This window comes from Pseudothioclava arenosa (assembly GCF_002358085.1).
GTDB lineage: Bacteria > Pseudomonadota > Alphaproteobacteria > Rhodobacterales > Rhodobacteraceae > Pseudothioclava > Pseudothioclava arenosa.
The window spans coordinates 1-22616 of sequence record NZ_NTJD01000009.1; the positions used below are offsets into that span (position 1 = coordinate 1).

The 22616-nt window shown below is 65.9% G+C and carries 23 protein-coding genes; 3 read left to right on the forward strand and 20 right to left on the reverse strand.

Annotated elements, in window-relative coordinates; genetic code table 11:
- The 10 genes from CLN94_RS11510 to CLN94_RS11555 form a co-directional block, all read right to left on the reverse strand.
- On the reverse strand, nucleotides 1–147 hold a 147-nt coding region (locus CLN94_RS11510), incomplete at its 3' end, for a transposase (protein ID WP_143598917.1).
- 215 nt (nucleotides 148–362) lie between these two features.
- A complete protein-coding gene (locus CLN94_RS11515; RefSeq protein ID WP_096434247.1) occupies nucleotides 363–1166 on the reverse strand; it encodes a glycosyltransferase family 2 protein in 804 nt (267 codons plus the stop codon).
- Complete coding sequence (locus tag CLN94_RS11520; protein ID WP_096434101.1) at nucleotides 1166–1579, reverse strand: GtrA family protein; 414 nt, start codon at nucleotides 1577–1579, stop codon at nucleotides 1166–1168. Before CLN94_RS11520 ends, CLN94_RS11515 begins: the two co-directional genes overlap by 1 nt.
- Entirely contained in the window at nucleotides 1576–2739 is a 1164-nt protein-coding gene (locus tag CLN94_RS11525) for an FAD-dependent oxidoreductase (protein WP_096434102.1), read from the reverse strand. The genes CLN94_RS11520 and CLN94_RS11525 overlap by 4 nt, the downstream gene beginning before the upstream one ends.
- Nucleotides 2736–3728 carry a hypothetical protein gene (locus CLN94_RS11530; RefSeq protein WP_096434103.1) on the reverse strand — a complete coding sequence of 331 codons (993 nt, stop codon included), beginning with the start codon at nucleotides 3726–3728 and terminating at the stop codon, nucleotides 2736–2738. The genes CLN94_RS11525 and CLN94_RS11530 overlap by 4 nt, the downstream gene beginning before the upstream one ends.
- Nucleotides 3721–4557: a sugar phosphate isomerase/epimerase family protein gene (locus tag CLN94_RS11535; RefSeq protein WP_096434104.1), complete on the reverse strand. Its 837-nt coding sequence runs from the start codon at nucleotides 4555–4557 to the stop codon at nucleotides 3721–3723. The genes CLN94_RS11530 and CLN94_RS11535 overlap by 8 nt, the downstream gene beginning before the upstream one ends.
- On the reverse strand, nucleotides 4554–5510 hold the full coding sequence (locus tag CLN94_RS11540) for a Rossmann-fold NAD(P)-binding domain-containing protein (protein WP_096434105.1): 957 nt from the start codon (nucleotides 5508–5510) through the stop codon (nucleotides 4554–4556). Before CLN94_RS11540 ends, CLN94_RS11535 begins: the two co-directional genes overlap by 4 nt.
- Nucleotides 5511–5514: 4 nt before the next feature.
- Nucleotides 5515–7041 carry a hypothetical protein gene (locus CLN94_RS11545; protein WP_143598918.1) on the reverse strand — a complete coding sequence of 509 codons (1527 nt, stop codon included), beginning with the start codon at nucleotides 7039–7041 and terminating at the stop codon, nucleotides 5515–5517.
- Nucleotides 7042–7242: 201 nt separating this feature from the next.
- Nucleotides 7243–8853 (reverse strand): hypothetical protein, encoded by a 1611-nt coding sequence (locus CLN94_RS11550; RefSeq protein ID WP_143598919.1) that lies wholly within the window; start codon nucleotides 8851–8853, stop codon nucleotides 7243–7245.
- A 71-nt stretch (nucleotides 8854–8924) separates the two neighbouring features.
- Complete coding sequence (locus CLN94_RS11555) at nucleotides 8925–10487, reverse strand: alkaline phosphatase PhoX (protein WP_096434108.1); 1563 nt, start codon at nucleotides 10485–10487, stop codon at nucleotides 8925–8927.
- 141 nt (nucleotides 10488–10628) lie between these two features.
- On the opposite strand from CLN94_RS11555, the gene CLN94_RS11560 reads away from it, so the two are divergent.
- The 3 genes from CLN94_RS11560 to CLN94_RS11570 are packed head-to-tail and all read left to right on the forward strand — an operon-like array spanning nucleotide 10629 to nucleotide 13119.
- A complete protein-coding gene (locus CLN94_RS11560) occupies nucleotides 10629–11375 on the forward strand; it encodes a 5-oxoprolinase subunit B family protein (protein WP_179300301.1) in 747 nt (248 codons plus the stop codon).
- Nucleotides 11372–12397 carry a 5-oxoprolinase subunit C family protein gene (locus tag CLN94_RS11565; protein WP_096434110.1) on the forward strand — a complete coding sequence of 342 codons (1026 nt, stop codon included), beginning with the start codon at nucleotides 11372–11374 and terminating at the stop codon, nucleotides 12395–12397. Before CLN94_RS11560 ends, CLN94_RS11565 begins: the two co-directional genes overlap by 4 nt.
- A complete protein-coding gene (locus CLN94_RS11570; RefSeq protein ID WP_096434111.1) occupies nucleotides 12376–13119 on the forward strand; it encodes a LamB/YcsF family protein in 744 nt (247 codons plus the stop codon). The genes CLN94_RS11565 and CLN94_RS11570 overlap by 22 nt, the downstream gene beginning before the upstream one ends.
- Before the next feature lie 7 nt (nucleotides 13120–13126).
- On the opposite strand, the gene CLN94_RS11575 is transcribed toward CLN94_RS11570, so the two are convergent.
- The 10 genes from CLN94_RS11575 to dxr all read right to left on the reverse strand — a co-directional run bounded on the left by CLN94_RS11575 (nucleotide 13127) and on the right by dxr (nucleotide 22613).
- Nucleotides 13127–13387 (reverse strand): hypothetical protein, encoded by a 261-nt coding sequence (locus CLN94_RS11575; protein WP_096434112.1) that lies wholly within the window; start codon nucleotides 13385–13387, stop codon nucleotides 13127–13129.
- Nucleotides 13384–14538 carry a lipid-A-disaccharide synthase gene (gene lpxB, locus CLN94_RS11580; RefSeq protein WP_096434113.1) on the reverse strand — a complete coding sequence of 385 codons (1155 nt, stop codon included), beginning with the start codon at nucleotides 14536–14538 and terminating at the stop codon, nucleotides 13384–13386. Before lpxB ends, CLN94_RS11575 begins: the two co-directional genes overlap by 4 nt.
- On the reverse strand, nucleotides 14535–15353 hold the full coding sequence (locus CLN94_RS11585) for an LpxI family protein (protein WP_096434114.1): 819 nt from the start codon (nucleotides 15351–15353) through the stop codon (nucleotides 14535–14537). The genes lpxB and CLN94_RS11585 overlap by 4 nt, the downstream gene beginning before the upstream one ends.
- A complete protein-coding gene (gene lpxA, locus CLN94_RS11590) occupies nucleotides 15350–16132 on the reverse strand; it encodes an acyl-ACP--UDP-N-acetylglucosamine O-acyltransferase (protein ID WP_096434115.1) in 783 nt (260 codons plus the stop codon). The genes CLN94_RS11585 and lpxA overlap by 4 nt, the downstream gene beginning before the upstream one ends.
- A 7-nt stretch (nucleotides 16133–16139) precedes the next feature.
- The gene (gene fabZ, locus CLN94_RS11595; protein ID WP_096434116.1) at nucleotides 16140–16610 is read right to left on the reverse strand and encodes a 3-hydroxyacyl-ACP dehydratase FabZ; all 471 of its coding nucleotides are present in this window, start codon (nucleotides 16608–16610) and stop codon (nucleotides 16140–16142) included.
- A gap of 117 nt (nucleotides 16611–16727) precedes the next feature.
- Nucleotides 16728–17384, reverse strand: coding sequence for an OmpH family outer membrane protein (locus CLN94_RS11600; protein ID WP_179300302.1), 657 nt, complete (start codon nucleotides 17382–17384; stop codon nucleotides 16728–16730).
- A 14-nt stretch (nucleotides 17385–17398) separates the two neighbouring features.
- Nucleotides 17399–19642, reverse strand: coding sequence for an outer membrane protein assembly factor BamA (gene bamA, locus CLN94_RS11605; protein WP_245845216.1), 2244 nt, complete (start codon nucleotides 19640–19642; stop codon nucleotides 17399–17401).
- A 210-nt stretch (nucleotides 19643–19852) separates the two neighbouring features.
- Nucleotides 19853–20023: a hypothetical protein gene (locus CLN94_RS14015; protein WP_179300303.1), complete on the reverse strand. Its 171-nt coding sequence runs from the start codon at nucleotides 20021–20023 to the stop codon at nucleotides 19853–19855.
- A 75-nt stretch (nucleotides 20024–20098) separates the two neighbouring features.
- Entirely contained in the window at nucleotides 20099–21433 is a 1335-nt protein-coding gene (rseP, locus tag CLN94_RS11610; protein ID WP_096434119.1) for an RIP metalloprotease RseP, read from the reverse strand.
- A gap of 10 nt (nucleotides 21434–21443) precedes the next feature.
- Complete coding sequence (gene dxr, locus CLN94_RS11615) at nucleotides 21444–22613, reverse strand: 1-deoxy-D-xylulose-5-phosphate reductoisomerase (RefSeq protein ID WP_096434120.1); 1170 nt, start codon at nucleotides 22611–22613, stop codon at nucleotides 21444–21446.
- Nucleotides 22614–22616: the final 3 nt, after the last annotated feature.

Consider the following 22616-nt stretch of genomic DNA (forward strand, 5'->3'; position numbering starts at 1 on the left):
GTCCATGCCGCCATACTTGGCCTTCAGTTTGTAGAACGTCGCGGTGCTCAAGCCGTGCCTGCGGCACACCTCAGCCGTCGGCATCCCGGCCTCCTGTTCCTTGATCATCCCGATTATCTGCGCCTCGGTGAAACGGCTCTTACGCATGTGTCTGCTCCTTCAGAGTTGGCGCAGACTCTACATTAAAGTGAGGGATTTCGCGGGGGGCAGGTCACTGTCTCTAAAGGAACCCTCCGGCGCGCGCTGAAATACGCGGACGGCATGCCCGAATTCGACCTGAGCTATGCAGAGATATCCGCGCTGCACGCCTATCTGAACACCCTCAATCATTAAATCTGCCTCGAAGCAGAATTCGATCCGTGTCAGGGCGCGTAGCGGCCAAGCGCGGCCTTCAGCGTCTGCGCAAGAATATCGGCCTTGCCGCGCCAGCCCGCAATCTTGGTCGGGATCTTGCCCTGATCGGGATATCGGCGGCTCACCGGCACTTCGGCGATGCGATAGCCCAGCTGCCCTGCCCGCACCGTCAGATAGAACAGCAGCTCGTAGCGCTGAAACAGGTCGCGAAAGGGAGCCACGCGCGGGTCAAGCAGGTAGCGCCGGGAATAGGCGCGAAACCCGTTCGTCGTATCGGTCAGCCGCCGACGCGCGGCGAGGCTCAGGATCGGCGCATGGATCATCCGGTTGCCGAAACTGCGGTCGCGCGGGGTGTTGATCGCCGCGCCCCCCGGCGCATAGCGCGAGCCCTGCACGTAATCGGCCCCCGCCTCCAGTGCCGCAAGGAACCGGCGCACATGGGTCACGTCATCCTTGCCATTCCCATCCATGGTGACGATCCCCGCATAGCCTTCTTGCAGGCACCAGGCATAGGCCATGCGCAGCTGAGCCCCGAGCTTGCCCGGCCCGGTCTTGACCAGAAGCGCGCGCGCATCGCACTCGGCAAGGATCCCGCCATCCAGCGAGCCATCGCTGGAACCGCCATCGGCCATCACCAGATCGACGGGCAGCCCCGCCGCCGCGAAGGCCCGCAATTGCGCGCGGATCTTCTCGCCCTCGTTGATGACCGGGATCACCAGCGCATGCTCCGCGCGCTTCTCGCGAAAGACATGGGTGTCATGCGCCGGCACCTGCCAGCCCTGCTGCGCGGTCAGGTCTGAACCCTCGCTCATCATTCCATCTCCTTCGGCACGCGCGGCGCGGTAAAGACAAGCCCCCGGCTCAGCGCGAAGTTCAACAGCATAGAGACGCCGCTGGCCAAAACGAGGATCGCCATGGGATACTCGGCGAGCAGGGCAAGGCGCGACAGCGCCGCCACCGCCGCCAACCGCCCGACAAGGACGATCCCCAAGACAGCCAGATACTTGCCGAACCGCCGCCCCGACAGGCGCCCCGCGCCGCCGCCGAAGGTCCAGATCTCGTGCAGCAGGTAGTTGAACCCCGCCCCCGCCAGAAACCCGATCGCCGCGGCCAGCGCAAGCGGCGGCGCGAACAGGTGCAAGACCAGCCAGCTTGTCGCCAGATCGACACCCAGCCCCGCCAGCGTCACGATGAAAAACCGCCCGAATGCGGCGTACCCGGTCATCGCGCGCCCTCCGCCCCGGGCACGAGCCAGCCCAGATGGGCCTCGCGGCACTCTGGCAACTCGCGGCGCAACAGGTCGAAGAGGTCATAGATGTTATCAATCTTGCCCCCCATGATGCTGATTACGCGCGCCTGCGGGCCGGCGCGGTGAAACAGGATCGGGCGGCCATCATCAACCTCGGACTGGACCAGAAGCGTCTTGACCTCAAAAAGCGAGTCCACCACCTCGGCCTCGGAGATGCAGGGCATGTAGCGCGCGCAATCATTGATCATGAAGCGCGATTTCGAAGGTTTCGCCGCCGCCGCCAGCGCGTCATAGGGCGAAACCGGCGCGTCGGCATCCATCCAGGACAGCTGCGGTGTATAGCGCACATGGGTCAGCGAATAGCAACCGCGCGCGGGATAAGGCATCGAAGAAAAGAACGGCCCATCCATCACCGTGACCGCAGCGCCATTCATCCCCGGGGGCGGACGGATCAGAACCAGCTCGGTCACCTGATGGCGCAGCATCGCAGGCCGCAGCCCCGAGCGCCGCAACAGCGCGTTGATCTCGGCATAGGTCACGTTGAACCCGTAGCGCGCGCTGATCTCGGAGCCGTCGGAGAGCTGCGCCAGCACACCCTCGGGGCCGTCTTGATAGCGCTCGACCGTGGTACCAAAGCGCAGCTCGATCCCGGCGGCATCGAGCCGCGTTTCAAGGTGGCGCGCAAGCTTCGACCAGTCGAAGGCCGCCTCCTGGCACTCGAACACCGCCTCGATCATCTCATCCTCGAACAGGCGCGCATCCTCGGGGCGCACAGGCGTTATCGGCGCCCCCATTTCCTGATAGAACCGCAGGAACCGGCTGGCCGACACCTTGGAACCATGGCGCGCCACCGCGTAGAGCATGCGGAAATCATCGACCACGGCATCGGGAAAATCGCGCGCGAATTGCCGGCTCAGCAGTTTCGAGCGCACCGCCGTCAGCGCGCTCCGCGGATAGTGAAACCCGGTATGAATACGCGCCTGATTGACCTGCGAGGCGCGGGTCAACAGCCCATCGGATCGCTCGATCAGCAGGACACGCGCCCCGAGCGAGCGTAGAAAAAGCGCGAGGCAACACCCATAGAAACCGCCCCCGGCGACGAGGTAATCCACATCATGGCGTGGGGTCGCCGTCATCTCCCGCTCTCGTCGCGGCTGTCGGCGCGCGCATCGCGTTCAACATTCAGCGCATCCTCCAGCTCGCGAAACAGTTCGAGCGAGCCGCGCTCCTGCACCATCAGGTCGTCGAAGGCCGGCACCAGCAGCTCGATCAGCCGGTTGATCCCCGAGGTGATCGCCATCAGCGCGATCCCGAGGAAACCCGTCGTGCCGCTGATCGCGAGCGAGGTGGTAAACCAGCCCTCGGCAGTGTCGCGCGTGAGGAAGATCACCACCGCATAGATCGCGTAGATCAGCGCCATCACCACGACCACCACCGACAGATAGCCCACCCAGCGCAGCACCGAGGGCGCCGCCCCCGTCATCAGGCGCTCCAGCAGGAACAGCCTTTGCTTCAGGTCCTTGCGCAATGAAAGGCCGGTTCCCTGCGCCGCTATCTCGGTGTCGAGCAATGCGAAGGACGGGTTGATCGGCGGGAAGCGCAATGCGATCTCGCGCGAGGGATGGCGCAGGATCAGGCCCAGGATTTCCTTGGGAATGGCGATCGTGCGCAGCCGCGCCGCATCCACCCTGAACCCCGCCACGCGGCCAAGCCCGACGATGACCTTGTTCAGCGCCCCGCCCGTGCCGGAGCGAAAGCTGACCATCGAATTGCTGTCATTCGCATCCCGGATCATGCCCGGCAGGTCCAGCACAGGCAACTCGTCAAGCGAGGTCATCACCACCACATCGCCAATCGCACGGGTGGCCAGCGCATAGCGGCGCGCATAGGCCGTAGAGCTGTTCCCGCTCAGCCGGATCAAGCGCAGGTTGCGGATGTCCTGCAGCAGGCTGTCCTCGGCGCACCCCCGGCCATCGACACAGGCCACGAGGATCTCCCAAAACCGGTAGCGGCTGTCGATCTCGGCTGCGACCGCCTTCAGCGCGGCGGCGGAAGCCGGCGAATAGCTGAAATCGTCGAAACAGATCGAGACGAGGATATCGCTGCGCAGGGAAGCATCACTCATGGTTTTCCTCCAGGGCGTCGCCAAGCCGCCGCAGGCAGCCCGCAAGCACCGTCAACCCGGGGTCATCCGGGACCATCCGCATCTCGATCGAGGTCGATCCCACCCAATTCACCGCCCGCAGCGCCGCCACAGCACGCGCCGCATGCGCCGCCGAGGCCGGTGCAGGCGCCAGCATCGGCTCGCTGATATGCACATGCGAGACCCGGCCGATGCAGTCGCTCAGATCAAGCCCCTCGATCTCGCCGCTCAGCCAAAGCGTCCCGAAATCGAGGTTCAGCGTCAGCGCCGGGTGGTCGATCCGGTCGAGAAAACGAGTGGTGTCCTCCAGCGTGGTCAGGAAATTCGTGCCGTACTCCCTGGCATTAGGTTCAAGCGCGATCTTGCACCCCTCGGCAAGTGCCAGATCGGCCAGTGCCGCAAGCGTCTCGGCGGCGATCCCTTCTGCGACGTCGGCACTCATCCCAGACGGCACCACGCGCTGGCGCGGCGACCCGAAGACAATATTGGGAATAGCCAGCATCCCGGCGAGCCGGATCGCGCGTTCCATTCCCTCGACAAGTCGCTGACGCTCGGCGGCCGTCTCGAACAGCGCCACCCCCTCAACCCCGAACAGCGGCGCCTGCAGAGACACCAGATCAAGCCCAAATGCCGCTATCTCGGCGCGGCGGGCCGCAACCTCGGCGGGCGCAGGACAGAACGGGTCGTCGAGCGACGCCAGAAACAGGTTCGGGGCGATTTCCAGCCCGCCAAACCCGGCCTCGGCCAGCAGTCGATAGGCCTCCAGCCGCTGCGCCGGGTTCCAGGCAATGTTGGACGCGGCCAGCTTCATATCCACCCCCCATCCCGATACCAGCGCGCGATATCCGCGATCACCGCCTCACGGCCTCGCAGATAGGGTGCTGCACCACCGAAGACCCCCGCATGACGGGTGTGAAAATCCTCGCGATGGAGCTTGGCCCCTGTCTCGGGCATCTCGCGCCCCAGAAGCCGAAGGTGCACCTCGGCGGCCGAGACCGGCTCGGTCGCGACATGCAACGTCTCAACCCCTGCCTCAAGGGCGCGCGCGATCACCTCTGACAGGCCCGCGAGCCCGAAATACTGAAACCGGCTGTCCCGATGGGTGAATTGCAGCGCCGTGCGTCCAAGCGCGACCAAAGCTGTCTCGATCGCCGCGCGCTCTGGCCTGGCATTCAGCATGGCTCGGTCAAGGACATGCATCCCGATCCCGTCCTGCCAGCTCAGACACGACGCCAGCGCCGCGAAGGGGGGCGCCGGCATCGTCGCAGACAGCGCGTCGAACGCCTGCGCCGTCAGCATCGAGGGCACCGGGTTGGCGAGATCGAAAAGGAAATTCTTCTTCAGCCCCGCCCCGTACAGGGCCGGCAGCCGCAAGATCAGCGCGCCGGGAAATCGCGCCTGGCAGAAGGCTTCGAGGTGGCGGCGGTGACAACCATAGGCCAGATCCTCCTGAAAGCCCGTACTTGTCTCGTCATCGCCCGCATCGAACTGCGCGAGCACGGCGATGGTCGAGATCAGCACGAAGCGGCGAGCGGAGAGGGTTTCAAGATGCCCGATCAAATTCTCGATCGCGGCCCTGTCAGCCTCGGGCGCGCGATTGGCGGCAACCATCGAGCCCGGCGCCGCCGCACAAACCACCGTGTCAAAACGCCCGCCGCGCATCTGCGCGATCGTGGCCGAGTTGCACTGCGCGGCAAATCCCCGACTGCGCAAGAGATTGGTCCCGACGAACCCCGTCGATCCGATCAGCAGATCGCCCGCCATTCGCCTAATCCCCTTCGCGCTCGCACAGATAGATCATGATCGCTCCGACCTCGGTTTCCTCTTCACAATCCCACCCGTGCTTGAAGGCGGTTTCAAGGAAAACCAAAGGCTTTGTGCCCCAATGGTGCGATAAAATCATGCGCGCCCGATCATAGGGACGCATATCCTCGACGAAACGCATCGGATAGTCGTCGCGGATTTCGCCTTCTTCGTCACGCGCGCCACCCCGCACCGTCCAACTGGTGTAATCGCTCTCACGCCCGACAACCCCATGCACCGGCGCGCCCTGCCAGTTGGCGAAATCGAAGGTCGGCTGAGAGGCGAAGCTGATCCAGACCGGCAGCACTCCCTCCTCGTTCTCATCGGATGTGAGATAGGCCATCGCCACCATGTCTTCGCCGCGCGGACGAAACATTCCGTTCAGGATGCCATCAAGGCCGAACACCAGCAACAGCACCACCGCCCATCGCGGAAACCGCGGCCAGCGCGACAGAAACCGGAGCACAAGCAGCGCAATCAAAGTCAGCGTGAAGGGCTGAAGAAAACTGAAATGGCGTTCATAGGGGATCGGCAGCGCGCCCAGTGCATTCAGGACCATCGTGCCAAGCAGGGTCATCCCGCAGGCAAGCGCCACGAAGCGCAGCGTGCCCCCGCGCCGAAAGCCCATGAACAAAAACAACAGGATCGCGAAATTGAACAGGAAAAAGGCAAAGACCGGCGCGCCGTTACTGGCCAATGTGTCGAGGACCCGGTTCGAAACCGAGAACAGAACAAGGCGCAGAAACTCGCTCCCGGTCACCGCAAGGTCCCCCCCGGCGAAGAGATGTTTCTGGTAGACCTCGGGGTAGGCCGTCAGTTGATAGATCGCGGTCGGATCCACCAACAGGCGCTTGTAGATCAGGAAATATCCGGCCAGCCCGAGGCCCGTGAGCGCCACGCGCACAAGGGCGCCCTTGCGCCCGGCCCTCTCGCGCTCAAGCGCGAGATAGATAAAAACCGCCGCCAGCGTGCCCATCGCGCTGATGATCGAGACGAAAGAGAACAGGGTGCCCGCAAGACAGATTGCGACGAAGGCACTCAGGCGTCCGACCGTCGGCCCTTGGGTCAGGCGATATCCCGATGCCAGGATCGCCGCGCTGACAAAGGCGTCGAACATGTAATGCTTGGCCTGAGTCACCTGGTTCATAAGGAGCGGCGCCATCAGGATCAGCGCCAGAACCACCAGAGGAAACTCTGGTCTGCCCTCCGGCCGGAAGCTCTGCGCCAGGATCAGCACAAGCCCCAGATAGGCGCCAAGGGAAACCAGCTTGAGTCCGGGATAGACAGCCTCAAACCCGAAGAGATCGCGGATCAACAACCCCAGAGCAAGTTGCCCGGGCGGCGCGACCTGATCGTAATAGGGCAGCGGGCGCCCGACATCCGTCCAGCCGATATCGCGCAGGTTCACCAGCAGCATCGACTCGTCAAGCCACGGCGTCCGTCCCGCCAGAGCAAAGAGCAGGATCGAAACCAGCAGCAAAAGATAGAACAAACGATTTTCGAAAGACATCGACCGGCTGAGTTGCACTATCCCCAAGGAAAATGATCCACCCCCTCCGAAAAGAGGACGTTAGGTAACTTTGACAGAATTGGTGAAAAACGAAAGGTTAATATGCCTTAGAACACGGTTAACGGGGGACCAGCCGCGCCTCGGGCAGGCGCGACCGATAGCCGATTTCCGTTAAATCACCGCCTAGCGCGCCCAATCCAGCCGGATATCGTGGCGGTAGCGGTATTCGGGCGGCAGTGTGGGCGCGGTGGCCTCGTCGATCCCGGCATGGACATTCGCGGGCGGGGTCACCGTCGCGTCGCGGCCAAAAACAAAGCTCTGCTCCGCGACCAGCACCCGGTAGGCCTTGTTCAGCATCAGCGCACGCTCAGCCGAAGGCGCGATCAGCTCATAGACCGTCTTGCCCGCCAATGCCGCGTGGTCGACCTGCCCGGCGGGCGTGAACCAGCGCGCGCGCATCTCGGTGTTGGAGCGGAACTCATCACCGCCGCCCGCGCGCTGCAGGTATTGCGCGATCTCGCCCATCGCCTCGCCGCGATTGGGCACGTCGCGCTGCACGTGCAGGTCGATATAGCCCCAGCCCTCAGCGCCCGTCAGCTTGCGCGGAAAGGCCCAGGTCTGGTCGATATTCGCGCCGACCGAGGCATGGCAGCCGCGGCAAAAGAACAGCTCTTCGTTGGTCTGGCGGCGCAGCGCGCCCGAGGCGTCCTCGATAAAGGCCAGAAGCGTCCAGCCCTGCCCGTTATCCATCCCCTTGTCGCCCAGATCGAGGTAACGCGGCAGGTTTTCGTCCATCTTTTCCTGACGCTCGTTGCCATAGCGCGAGGCAATCTGCGGGATCGAGAGCGCGCGGGTCTTGACCATGTAGCGCAGCTCTTTCATGCGCCGCGCAACGGTGATGGCGCCCTGCGGATCGACCCCGACATAGCGCACCGAATGCAGGAACTCGGTGCCCTCGGGATAGAGCATCCGCGTCACCGGCTTATCGGCAGCGCCCCCCAGATAACTGGCGCGAGCGAGCACCCTGCCCGCCTGCCCCAGCGTGCCGTCGCCATCCAGATCGACGCCGATCGCCGCCTCGTCGAGGGGCGGCACGGTGACCTCGGGCAGGTCCTGAAACGCCATCTCCAGAAGCGCGAGATTGGCGAAATAGAGGTCTTCGCTCGGGCGCCCGTCGGACAACGTGTAAAACGGCGCGGGCAGCCGGATCAGCACATCGTCAGTCGAGCCGTTGGTCGGCCAGAAGGTCGAGGGCTGCGGCTTGTAATTGAAAGCGACCCACCACGAGCCATCCAGGGCCAGACCACGCGCATCGAAGGCCGCCGCGCCCTCGGCGTAACCGGCCAGATCGGGCACCCAACCGCCGAACCCCTCGGCCGCGAGTCGCGGCGCGAGACCGCTGTAATTGTCCTGCCCGATCCAGTCGCGGATCTCGGCATCGGAAATCGCCGCGACCTCGGCCGAGCGGTCGATGAAAAGATTGACGTGGTGATTGGTCAGGCCCGCTTCGGAAAAGGCATATTCCGCCTGCAACCCGCCATCGAGCATGAAATTCGGGCGCGTGGCGTCCTCGTTGGTCTGGTGGCAGACATAGCAGGGATTAAAGCGGCCCTCGATGCGGGTGTAGCATTGCGGCGGGATCGGCGCCTCTGGGTTATAACGCCGACCGGCGGCGACAAGCGCCTCGGAGGCGGGGCGCAGCGCGCGCAGCGCGGCGCCATCAAGGCTGGACAGATCCTGCGCGAAGCCGGTGGCCGGCAGGGTCAGGGCGAGGCAAAGGGCAAGGCGGCGCATCGGGGTCTCCTGTTCATATGGAAAGGGCGGCGCGATGCCGCCCTTTCGCATGGGTCATGGCCGGAGCCGGATCACTTCGCGGCGCGCGCGGGCGTCCAGAGCCACATGGCGTTGTTTTCGTGGTTGCCGGTGTCCTCACCGATCAGAACCTCGCCCGAGGCCAGCACCACGATGTTGTCGGGGTTCGAGATCCCGGCCACGTCGCAGGCATTGGCTTCGTTGTTCTTGTCATAGGCACCGCCCGCGACGACCGGCATCATGGTCGAGACGTTGAACGCCGCGTCGAGGGCCATTTCATAGACCACGCCGCATTTGTTCTCACCGACCTGAATGTCGCCCTTGTCGTCGGCCATGCCCTTGGCGACTTCCGACATCGCCATATACATGAACGGCACCGAGCCATCGGCGGCGGCATCATGGTTGATGTTCACGCCTTCCATCTTGCGGAATTCGGCGGTAGCGCCCTTGGCAGCGGCGGCCTTGCGGCTTTCGAGGAAGGCCACGCGGTTGTCGGCGGCTTCGCCCTTGGCCCAGGCGGCGACATCTTCGTCCGAGATATAGGAGGTCGCGCCTTCCTTGTAATCGGCCTGCGAGATGCCGTCATATTGCGCGATCCAGCCCGCGATATCGGCGTTCGAGGCATGGGCCAGCTCGATCCATTCCACGTCGAAGCCCGCTTCGGCAGCCGGGGTGCCCGGCGCGGCTTTCTGGGTCATCTTGGCGGCGTAAAGCGTGCCCACCGTCAGATCGCCCGCGGTATCGGCCACGAATTTGAAGAACACCACATTGGTGCCGTCATCCGAGAGATAGACGGTTTTCTGGTCGGGCATCACCACCGCGTTTTCGTGGCTGAAACGGCCCAGCGAGAACAGTTTGTTCGGCACCGCGGCGCCCGCCGGATCGGTGATCTCGACGATATAGCCGTAGCGGTAGGGGTTCGGGTAATGGCCGAGATAACCTTCGAGCGCGGCCACATCACCGATTTCTTCATAGCTCGGGTTGTTCCAGTCGGCGGTGTTGTCGAAGTAAAGCTCTTCCGAGGTCAGCGGCGTGTTCCAGGGGCTCAGCGTGCCGAAGCAGTTCACCCAGGTGCCCTCGACGCCCGAGAAATCGAGCATCATCGCATCGGCTTCGTCCACCGACCACAGGCCCTCGGCCGAACGGGTCATGCGCACGCGCGACATGCCGCCGGGACGGTCTTCCCAGTTGGTGAACAGGTAGCCCTCGGTCTCGCCGGTGCGCACAAAAGCATTGAAATCGGGGTCGTTCGAGACCTTGATCTCGCCCGACTTGCCGGCGATATGGCCGATCTTGCCGAAATCGCCTTCGCGCACGAGAATCTGATAGGCGCCCATCGAGCTGGTCACGACCTTCTTCGCATCGCCATCGGCCAGCGCGAGTTCCGCCGCACCGAAATCGGCATTGGCGACGACGCCGACAGCGGCGCGGGCAAAGTCATTGCCCAGATCGTCAGCCGGGTGCTGCACGTTGAAGAACAGGTCGCCCCCTTCGAGGAACATGCCGGTGATTTCGCCACCCAGCGGCACGCTGGCGACGCGCTTGAGCGTCTCGGCGAAGGCAGGCGCGCTGAGCGCGGTGGTGAGGATCAGGGCAGAAAGAATCCGGGTTTTCATGGTTTGCTCCAGGTGATGTTGCTGGCGCCTTCGCTAGCCCCGGCGTGTGACAGGCAACTTACAGCCAGATCACATGTTGATGACAGCCGCCCCGCACCCTTCGGCGCTTGCACGGGCGGCGTTTTTCCGCATCCTTGCGCCATGTCCCATGCCGATCAGCCTTTTGCCGCGTCCCCCGATATCCTGCCGCTTGGGCTGGACGGGCTTCTGGTGCGATTTGCGCGGGGCTTCTCGGATCAGGCGAATGCCCGCGCGCTGGCGCTGCATCAGGCGCTTTGCACCGATCCGCCCCAAGGATATCTGGAAAGCGCCCCGGCGCTGGCCTCGCTGCAACTGCGATTCGACCGCGCGCAGGTGGACCGTGCGGCGCTGAAAACCGAGCTGCACGCCCGCCTCGCCGCCCTGCCCGAGACCGCGCCGCGCCCGGCCCGGCTCTGGCATATCCCGGCCGCCTTCGGCGATTTGAACGGCCCGCAACTGGCCGAAACCGCCGCCCTCGCGGGCACCACGCCCGAGGCGCTGATCGCTGAATTCACCGCGACCGAGCTGCGCGTGCTCGCACTTGGCTTCGCGCCGGGCCAGCCCTATCTCGGCACGCTGCCGCCGCGTTGGGACCTGCCGCGCCTCGACGCGCTGACGCCGCAGGTGCCGCGCGGCGCGATCACCACCGCGATCCGGCAGGTCGTGCTGTTTGCCAACCTCTCGCCGACCGGATGGCGCTGGCTCGGGCGGACCGCCTTTCGCCCCTTCGCCCCCGAGGCCGAGACCCCGGTCGCGCTGGCCCCGGGCGATGCGCTGCGCTTTCACCCGATCTCCGCGCCCGAGCTTGACGCGCTTCTGGACACGGGCGACCCGCTGGGCGGCGCCCGGCTGGAGCGACGCGGATGAGCATGCTTTCGATCCTCTCAGCGGGCCCGGCAGTGTCGGTGCAAGACCTCGGCCGCCCGGGCTGGCTGGCCTCGGGGCTCGCGCGCGGCGGCGCGGCCGACCGGCGCGCGATCTTGGAGGCGGCGGCGCTTCTGGACCTGCCCGCCCCCGTCGCGGCGCTGGAAATGGCGGGCACGGGCGGGCGGTTTCGGCTCGCTCAACCCCATCGCATCGCGCTGACCGGTGCGCCGATGCGCGCCCGCCTCGACGGCACCCCGCTCGCCTGGAATGCAAGCCACCTGATCCCCGCCGGCGCGGTGCTGGAGATCGGCCCGGCCGAAGCGGGCGTCTATGGCTACCTCAGCTTTGCCGGCGGGATCGCAACACCGATGCGGCTTGGCGCGCGCGCAACCCAAGCCCCCGCCGGGCTCGGACGCCCCCTGCGCGCGGGCGATGGGCTGCCTCTGGCCCCCAACCCGGCCCCTGATGCGCCACCCCGCAGCCTGCCCCCGCCCGACCGTTTTACGGGTGGCACGCTACGCGTGATCCCCGGCCCGCAGACCGCCCTTTTCGCCCCCGAAACCCGCGCGCGGTTTTACGCAACCGCCTTTCGCGCCGCGCAGGGCAACCGGCAGGGGCTGACACTGACGGGCGGTCTGTTCACCTTGGCGGAGGCCCGCTCGATCCTGTCCGAACCCGTGGCCGAGGGCGACATCCAGATGACCGGCGCGGGGGTTCCGGCGATCCTTCTGGCCGAATGCCAGACCATCGGCGGCTACCCGCGGATCGGCACGGTGATCCCCGCCGACCTGCCGCGCGCCGCGCAATCTGCACCCGGCACCGTGCTGCGCTTCAGGGAAATCACGCTCGCCGAGGCCGAGGCCACCTGCCCGACCGAACCCGCCGAACTGGCCGCGCTCCGCGCCGAGGCCCGCCCTGTCGCGGCCCTGCCCGGTGACTCCGCCGCACTTCTGGGCTATCAGCTGATCGGCGGCGCAATTCGCGGCGACGAGGAGGAAGAATGGCGCGCAGGGTCGATCTGAATGCCGATCTGGGTGAGGGTTGCGGGCAGGATGCCCCGCTCGCGCAGATCATTACCTCGGCCAACGTCGCCTGCGGGCTGCATGCCGGCAGCCCCGCCGAGATGGCGCGCACGATGCGGCTGGCGCAGGCCGCTGGCCTTGCGATCGGGGCGCATCCGGGCTTTGACGATCGCGCGAATTTCGGCCGCACCCGCATGGCGCTTGGCGCGGACGATCTGCGCGACCTGATCCGCTACCAGATCGGCGCGGCCAAGGCGGTGGCCGAAGGGCTGGGGCTGGGGCTCGCGCATCTGAAGCTGCATGGCGCGCTGGCGAATATGGCCGCCGAGGACGCGGATCTTGCGAAAACCTGTTTCGAGGCGGCGCTGGCGGTCGATCCTAACCTGCGGCTGATGGTGATTGCGGCGACGCAACAAGAGACCGCCGCGCGGGCCCTTGGCGCGCCCTGGATCGGGGAGATTTTCGCAGATCGCGCCTATGAGGACGACGGGCGGCTGGTCGATCGCGCCAAGCCCGGCGCGGTCTTGCATGACGCCGAAGCCGCCGCCCGGCGCATCCTTCAGATGCTCGACGAGGGCGCGATCATCGCCGCCTCGGGCGCGCGCCTGCCCGCGCGGATCGACACGATCTGCCTGCATGGCGATACCCCCGAAGCCGTCGAGATGGCCCGCGCGATCCGCACCCGGCTGGAGGCCGCAGGCGTCACGCTGGCGCGTCCCTGACCCGCGATCAAAGGCTGGCGAGCCAGGCGGCAATGGCGGCTGCGGCCTCGGGGCCGGGGCTGTGATGCGTCGCCAAAACCGCCTCGAAATGCGCAGCCTTTTCCTCGGGCGACAGCTCGGCGGTGGCGCGCAAGAGTGGCTCGGGCGTGCGATGGCAACGCTGGCATTTGGCCTGATACGCCGCCTGCCCCGCCGCGAGTTGCTCGGGGAGCGGATCGGCCAAAGCCGCCCCGCCCCAGCACAGCGCCAGAACCAGCGCGCGCCTCATCCCTTGCGCTCCAGAAACGCCAGAACCGAGCGCGCCGCGCGCAGACCCGGCGCCTCGCCGCCCTCGCCCAAAAGCTCCATCGTGCGCTCCATCGCAGCAAATTGCACCGCGCGCGCCTCCGGGTTCTCGATCAGCTCCAGCAACGCAGCCGCCATCGGCCCCGGATCGCAGGCCCGACCCAAAAACTCGGGCACGGCGCGGGTGTCACTGACCAGATTGACCAGCGTCACCGTGTCGATCTTGAGCATCCAGCCGATCATCATCCGCGTCAGCGGCGCCATGTCGTAGCCGATCACCATCGGCGTGCGCGAGGCGGCCAGCTCAAGGCTCACCGTCCCCGAGGCCGCCAGCGCGATATCGGCGGCGCCAAAGGCCGCGCGCTTGTCGGCGGCGTCCTCGACCACGATCGGCGCGACCGGCCAGCGCGCCGTCATCTCGCGCACCAGCCCGGACACGCCGCGCACCGTCGGCAGCACCACGCGCAGCCCCGGCTCGCGGTCGCGCAGGCGCATCAGCGCCTCGTCGAAACGCGGACCGAGGCGCTTGACCTCACCGCGCCGCGACCCCGGCAGGCAGAGCGCCAACGGCTGGTCGGGCGCAATCATATGGGTCTCGCGAAAGGCCGCGACCTCGGCGGCGCTGGCGCGCGGTTCCGCCACCACCGGATGGCCGACGAAATCACAGCTCATCCCCGCGGCCTCCATATAGGGCGGCTCGAAGGGCAAGAGCGCCAGCACGTGATCGACCACTTCGGCCATCTTCGCCGCGCGGCCCGGACGCCAGGCCCAGACGGAGGGCGCCACGTAATGGATCACCTTGAAATCGGGGCGCGCCGCGCGCACGAGCCGCGCCACGCGCAGGCAGAAATCAGGGCTGTCGATGGTGATCAGCGCCTCGGCCCCCGAGGCCAGAACCGCCTCGGCGGTCTCGGCGATGCGCGCCTTGAGCGCACGGTATTTCGGCAAGATCTCCCAGATCCCCATGACCGAGAGCTCTTCCATCGCGAACAGGCTGGAGAGCCCCCGCGCCTCCATGCCGGGGCCGCCGATGCCCGCAAACTCGACCCCGGGCGCGAGGCTTTCGAGCCCCTCCATCAAGGCCGCGCCGAGCTTGTCGCCCGAGGCCTCGCCCGCGATCAGGAAAAGCTTCATGGTTCGCGCGCCCACAGGAAAAGCCCGTGATGTTCGGCCGCAGAAACGGTCGCGGCGCGATCAAGCAACAGCACCCCGTCCGCCTCCCAGACGATGCCGGCAAGCCCGGCTGCAGCGGCATTTTCAACCGTTTGCGGCCCGATCGCAGGCAGGTCGATACGCCGGTCCTGACCCGGTTTCGGCGCCTTGTAGAACACGCCGCGCGCGCCCTCCGGGTCAGGGCGCAGCGATTTATGCTGCGCAGCGAAGCGCAGCATTTCGTCGGTTCCGGGCAAAGATTCGGTCGCGATACAAAGGCCTTGCGCGACAACCGCACCCTGCCCCACATCGACCGCACCAAGGGCTGCCACGATGGATGCTGCGCGCGCAGCGTCGTGGCGATCCGCCTCGGAGGGCGCCCCGGTCAGAATCCCTGCGCCGGGCACCAGATCGGGTGCGATCTGATCGGCGCCGACGACCTCGAGGCCCCATTCCTCAAACAGCTCGATCACCGCGCGCAGGGTTTCATCGTCCCCCGCCTGCATCGCCCCCAGGAGCCGCGGCACGAGGCTTGCGGTGCGCGGGTCGAACAGCTCAGGCTCCAGCCGCGGGCGGCGCATGGCACCCGCAAACACCACCTGCTTCACCCCGCCATCGACGAGATGATCGAGGAAGGGCACCAGCCGCTCGACCCGGAATTTCAGCGTCTCGGCGCCCGGCACCGAGGCGGGAAACCCCTCCATCTCGCAGATCAGCATGTTGGGGCGCGCGGCGGCCAGAAGCGCCGGCAAGGCGCCCATCCCCGCGATCAGGGCGGTATCGGGCCGATCCGTCATCGCGGCGTCAGGAACGAGCGGTCCGAGGGACCGAGGATGAAATCGAGCACCTCGCGCGCCAGATCGCTGTCGGGGCCGTCCTCGGACAGCTTGCGCGCCTGTTCGCGGAAATTGCCCTCGGAGAGCGCCATGTACAGCTCGCGCAGCGCGCTGATATCGGCGCGCGGCGTGCCGCGACGCTTGAGCCCGACAAGGTTCAGCCCTTCAAGCCCCGCGCGCGGCCCCGCAACCAGCGCATGCGGGATCACATCGGCCGTCACCATCGAGAGCGCGCCGATGATCGCGCCGCGCCCGATGCGCACCCATTGGTGCACCCCCGAGAGCCCGCCGACGATCACGTCGTCCTCCAGAACGCAATGCCCCGCGACCGCGACCGAGTTCACCAGGATCACCCGGTCCCCGATCTGCGCGTCATGGGCGACGTGGCAATTGGCCATGAACAGCCCGTCATCGCCGACCCGCGTGACGCCGCCACCGCCCTCGGTGCCGGCGTTCATCGTGACATATTCGCGGATCCGGTTGCGCTTGCCGATGATCAGCCGGGTCTTTTCGCCCTTGAACTTCAGGTCCTGCGGGATTTGGCCCAGCGAGGCGAAGGGAAACACCGTGGTCTCGTCGCCGATCTCGGTCTCGCCCGCGATCACGACATGGGATTTCAGCACCACGCCCGCGCCGAGCGTAACCTCGGGGCCGATGTGGCAAAACGGGCCGATCTCGCAGCCCGGGCCGATCTTGGCGCCGGGTTCGATCACCGCCGAGGGGTGAATGCGCGTCTCCATTCCGTCCTCAGCCCTTGAGGTCCATCATCGCGGTGAACTCGGCCGAGGCCGCCATTTCACCATCGACCTTGGCGATACCCTCGAATTTCCAGATCTTGCCGCCGCCGCGCAGCGCTTTCACATGCAGTTCGAGGCAATCGCCCGGAACCACCATGCGGCGGAACTTGGCCTTGTCGATGCCCATGAAATAGGTCAGCAGCTCCTTGCCGATCACATCCATCGAAACGCCCACCAGAACGGCGGCGGTCTGCGCCAGCGCCTCGACGATCAGCACACCCGGCATGATCGGCTTCGAGGGGAAATGGCCTTCGAAATGAGGTTCGTTGCAGGTGACCATCTTGATGCCGACGGCGGTCTCGTTCGGGACGATGTCGCGCACCTTGTCGATCATCAGGAACGGGTAGCGATGCGGGATGATCTGTTTGATCAGGTCCAGATCGGCATTCGTATGGGGCGCGGGAACGGGTTTCTCGGACATCTTGGCTCCTTGGCTGCGAGGGGCTGCGCGGGTCGGAAACGCACCGCTCTGCTCGAAACTTGCTAGCAATCGGGGGGGGCTATGGCAAGGCGCTCGGCGCCCTTTGCCGAGGCCCGGTTAGTTCTGGGGCGCCGGATCGGGGGTCGCCTCGGCGGGGCTGGTCGGTTCGGGCACAGGCATCGGGGCCTCCGTGGGCGCGCTCGTCTCCCGCGCGGCATCCTCCGAGACCACCCCGGCGCCGTCGCCCACCCTCTCGTCAACGAGGCGCACCAGCTCGGCGGTCACATCCAGATCGGCGAGCCCGCGAATGATGACCCGGCGGTCCAGCACAATCGCCGCCCCGCGCGCGACAAGCAATTCATCAAGGATCGGCAGTGTCGCCTGAATGAAGGCGCCGCGTTCCTGATCAAGCCGCGCCTGCAACGCCTGCGCCTTGGCCTTCTGCGCCGCGCGGATCTCGGTCGCGCGCTTGTCGAACGCCTCGGCCGCGGCCCGAAACGCCGCCAGTTCCATCGTCGCGCGTTGTTCGGTCAGCGCGCGCTCCTCGGCGACCAGCGCGTCGGCGATGCGGTTGTTTTCGGTGTTGAGCGCACGCGAGGCCTCGGCCACGTCGCGCACCACGCGCTTGCCCCAGGTCGAGCCCTCGTAAAGCCGGTCCCAGTCGAGCGTGAGGATCTGCTGCGTGGCCCGCGGCGCGGCTTGCTCCTGCGCCGCGACCCCGCCCGGCCCCGCCAGCAGGCCAAGGCCCACCGCCAGAACCAGTGCGAGACGCATCGGGCTTGCCATGATCAGAACCGGGTCGAAACCGTCAGGTCGAAGTTCTGCTCGCGGTCGTAGTCTTCTTTCTTGAGCGCCTTGGTGAAATCGAGGCGCAGCGGCCCGATCGGCGAGTTCCAGAGCACCGAGGCCCCCACCACCGCGCGCAGGTTCAGACCGTCGTCGATCCGCCCGCCATCGGTGTTCTCAAGACCCCAGAGCGAGCCGACATCGGCAAAGACCGCGCCAGCGAGGTTGTATTCCGAGGGCAGACCCAGCGGGAATTCCGCCTCGGCACGCGCCACCGCGTAATACAGACCGCCAAGCGCGTCCTCGTTGGCGACATCCATGTCGCGCGGACCGAAGCCGTTCGATTCAAAGCCGCGCATGATCCCCGAGCTGCGGAAGCGTTCAAGGATGCGGGTGTCATAATCACCGAAGGAATGGATCGCGCCGCCTTCGAGGTCAAAACGCAGCGTAACCTCTTCCTGCATGATCTTGCGCTGCGCGCGCAGGAGCGCGGTGGTCTTGATACCCTGATAATCGCCGCCGATTCCGTAGAAATCCTGGCCGAATTCGAAATACCAGCCAAAGCGCGGATCGAGCCCGGTGGTCCGGGTATCATAGGTGTAGGAGTAGCCGATCGAGGATTTCCAGAGCGAGCCATCCTCGATCATCGCCTCGTCTTTCAGAAGCTGCGAGGAATCGTCATCAACATCGGTCAGCGTGTCACGTTCAAGCGTGTAGCGCAGGCCAAGCCGGCCATTGTCCGAAATCGGGAATTCCAGCGAGGGCGTGATGCCCGCCGCCTTGGTGTTGTAATCCGCGTTCGAATATTCCGAGGTACGGTACCAGGTCTTGAGGCCCGCACGCAGGTTGCGATCGAGGAACGAGGGCTCGACGAAGGTAAAGCCGTAGTTCTTGGTGTCCGTGCCCGACCCGAAGGACAGGCTGATATACTGCCCGCGGCCCAGGAAGTTCGATTCCTGGTAGTTGATGTTGAAGCCGATGCCCGATTCCACCCCGTAAGAGGCGCCGAAGGCGAGCGAGCCGGTGGGCTGCTCAGCGACGTTCACATCGACCACGACCTGATCGGAGGCCGAACCCGGACGCGTGTTCACATCAGCCGAAGAGAACAGGCCGAGCGCGCGGATACGCTCCGCCGAGGCGCGGATTTCACGCGGGTTGAAGGGGTCCCCTTCGACCGCGCGGAACTGACGACGGATCACCTTGTCCAGCGTGGTGTTGTTGCCCTCGATGTCGATGCGCTCGACAAAGACGCGCGGGCCCTTGGTGATAGCGAACTCGATATCGAGCGTCTGATCGCGGTCGTTACGGGTGACGCGCGGCTCGACGCGGATGAAATCGGCGCCCTTGCGCAGCGCGAGCTCTTCCATCCGGGTCACGGCATAATCCACGGCCACCGGCGAATAGGTCGCCCCGGTGCGAATCTTGGCGAGCTTGTCGAATTCGGCCGCATCCAGCTCGGGCACGGTCGAAATCGTGGTGATGTTGCCAAAGCGGAACTGCTGGCCTTCGCGGATGTTAAAGGTCATGAACACGCCGTCGCGCGCATTGGCCAGTTCCGAGGAAACCCCGGTGACCTGCGCATCGACATAGCCGCGCGAGCGGTAGAACTCGGTCAGCATCTGACGGTCCAGCTCGACGCGCTCGGCGATATAGGTGTCGGACTGGATGAAGGCGCGCAGCAGGCCCGCCTGTTTCGTCGACAACTCGCGGCGCAGACGGCGGTCCGAATAGGCGCGGTTGCCGGTGAACGAGACGCGCTCGACTTCGGTGACCTTGCCTTCCTTGATCTCAAAGGCCACGTCAACGCGGTTGCCGTCGCGGCGGATGATCTTGGGATCGACACGCGCCGCCATGCGCCCGCCCTGGGCATAGGCCTCGACGATGCGCGCGGCATCAGCCTCGACGGTCGCGGGGGAATAGACGCGGCGCGACTGGGTCTGAACGATCCCGGCCAGGAAATCGTCCTTGAGCTTCTTGTTGCCTTCGAAATTGACGATCGAGACCGTGGGATATTCCTGCACGCGGATCACCAGCGTCGAGCCCTGGGGCACCAGCTCGACCGACTCGAACAGGCCCGAGGCCTGAAGCCGCTGGTAAGCGTCGTTGAGCCCGCCCGCCGAGAGCGCCTCATTCCGACCGATTCCCGCGTATTTGATGATCGTTGCGGGTTCGATACGCTCGTTCCCTTCGATCTTGAGCTGGCTGAACTGGTAGTTCTGCGCCATCGCCATATCCGGCGAAGTCATTGCAACTGCAAGGAAAACCAATGCGCTCGTCGCAAGAGCACGCGCTTTGCCCGAGCGCTTTGCCCGAAGCCCCCAATCCGTCATCGCCCTCTCCCCAGATGGCCTTAATCAAATGTCCCTGATTGAGTATCGGGAAAGGCCAGTCTTGTCAAAACGCGAACGCGCCCCGAGGGGGGCGCGCGTGGCAAAAACGTACCGATCGTTGCGAAGTCAGAGGCGGTCGATCAGGTGCGGGTCCATGCCGAACATCTCGATCAGGTGCAAACCCAGCATGCCCGCGCCGACCAGCGCGACCACCGTTGCGACCGGCACCACAATACGGTCAAGCGAGACCTCGAAGACCACCGACAGGCCACGATAGCTTTCCGAAACAACATGCATGACAAACCCTCCTGCTCACCGTGCAGGCTAGTCGCGCAATATGGCTGAAATGGGGCAGGTTTTTGGCAAAACCGGTCAGCAGAACAGGTCGTTCCAGAGCCCGAACAGCATCAGCGTCAGCACCAGGCTCAACCCCATCGCCATCAGCGCGTTCAGCACCTTGTCCGAGGGCGGCTTGCCGGTGATCCCCTCCCAGAGGTGGAACATCAGATGGCCGCCATCGAGCACCGGGATCGGCAGCAGATTGAGGAAGCCGACCGCCGTCGAAAGCACCGCGATGAACCAGATGAAATCGGGCATGCCCCCCTTGGCCGCCGCCGCCGAGCTTTCCGCGATGCGCAGCGCGCCCGACAGGTTGCAGCTCGAAATCTGTTTCAGGATCATGGCCTTGAGCCCCGAGATCGACTGCGCGACGATGCCCCAGGTCTGGCGCACGCCGCCAATCAGCGCGTCGGAAATCGCCGTCGGGCGGGTCTCGGGCTCGAACACGAAGCCGCCATTGGCCCCGATCAGCCAGCGCGTCTCAAAAACGCCATCACCCACCGGCAGATCGGTGCGCCGCGCGGACAGCGTGACGGGGCGCGTCTCGCCGCTTGACGGGCTCCAGATTTCCAGCGCGAGCGGCTTTCCTTCGGCCGCGCGCACCGCCGCCTGCAGATCGGCAAAGCGCCAGATCGGCGCGCCGTCGATCGAGACGATCACGTCATCGGGCAGGATACCCGCGTCATAGGCCGCTGAACTCGGCGCAACCCCCACCAGAACCGGCGGGAAGAGCTGCGGCCCGGTGATCTCCTGCGACACTCCGTCACGCTCGATGCGCCAGGTCAGGGTCGGCTGCGAGGGCAGCTTTTCGACCAGCGTGTTGATCGTGTCGTAATCGGGGGTCTCCTGCCCCTCGATCGCGATGATCTGGTCGCCCGGACGCAGATCGCCCGTGCCTTCGGGCAGCTCGATCAGCGTGGCGATGGCGGGTTTCTCGGTCGGCGTGCCCGACCACATCATCAGACCCGCGATCACCAGGATCGAGAGGATGAAATTGAACACAGGCCCCGCCGCAACCGTCGCCGCGCGCGCCCAGAGCGGCGCGCCATGCATGGTGTGGCGGCGTTCCTCGGGTGAAAGCACCGCCATCGCGCCCTCGTCCACCCCCGCCGAGGCCGCATTCGCATCGCCCAGGAATTTCACGTAACCGCCCAGCGGAATCGCCGCGATCTGCCAGCGCGTGCCCTGCTTGTCGACGCGGCTGATCAGCTTGGGGCCGAAGCCGAGGCTGAACACCTCGGCCTTGATCCCGGAAATCCGCCCGATGATGTAATGGCCATATTCATGCACCGTCACGATCACCGAAAGCGCGATCACGAAGCTGACGATCGTGTAAAGCAGGTCTGCGAAGCCGCCGAGAAATTCCAAGGGCGCGTCCTCAGTTATGGGTCATTTCAAAAGCCAGACGCCGGGCCTCGGCATCCGCGGAGAGAACGTTATCAAGGCTTAATGCGACATTTCCAAGACCGTGGCGTCCTGACATTTCCGCGAGCACCCGCTCGACCAAGGCCGCCATGTCGAGAAAACCGATGCGCCCGGCGATGAACTGATCGAGCGCGGCCTCTTTCGCGGCGTTGAACACCGCCCCGGCCAGCCCGCCGATCGCCATCACCTCGCGCGCGAGCCGCAGCGCGGGGAAACGCGCCAGATCGGGGGCGCGAAACTCAAGGCTGCCGATCTGCGCAAGATCGAGCCGCGCCACCGGCAGATCGCGCCGCTCGGGCCAGTTCAGCGCATAGCCGATCGCGTGGCGCATGTCGGGCGCGCCCAGATGCGCCATCAGCGCCCCGTCGTTGAACCCCACCAGCGCGTGCACGATGGATTGCGGATGCACCAGCACCTCGATCCGCTCGGGTGCGATGCCGAAAAATTCGCGCGTCTCGATCACTTCGAGCGCCTTGTTGAACATCGAGGCGCTGTCGATGGTGATGCGCTGGCCCATCGCCCAGTTCGGGTGGCTGGAGGCCTCGGCCACGGTCGCCTGCGCGAGCCGCTCCAGCGGCCAGTCGCGAAACGCGCCGCCCGAGGCGGTGATGATGATGCGCTCGACCGCGTCCATGTCCTCGCCGACAAGCGCCTGAAACACCGCCGAATGTTCGCTGTCGACGGGCAGGATCGTGGCGCCGTGGCGCTGTGCCTCGGCCAGAAGCAAGGGCCCCGCGGTGACCAGGCTCTCCTTGTTCGCCAGCGCCAGCCGGGTGCCGTGGCGCAGCGCGCGAAACCCGGGCGCCAGCCCCGCCGCGCCCACGATCGCCGACATGATCCAGTCTGCCGGGCGGTCTGCCGCCTCAAGCAGCGCCTCAGGCCCCGCCGCCGCCTCAACGCCCGAGCCATGCAAGGCCGCGCGCAGGGCGGGCAGTTGTTCGGGGTAAGCCGTGACGGCCAGCTCGGCGCGCAGCGCGCGCGCCTGCGAGGCCAAAAGGTCCACATTGCGCCCGCCGCTCAGCGCGACGATCTGGAACGCCTCGGCCCCGCCCTCACGGGTCAGGAGATCAAGCGTGTTGACGCCGATCGAGCCGGTCGATCCAAAGACGGAAATGCGGCGCATCGC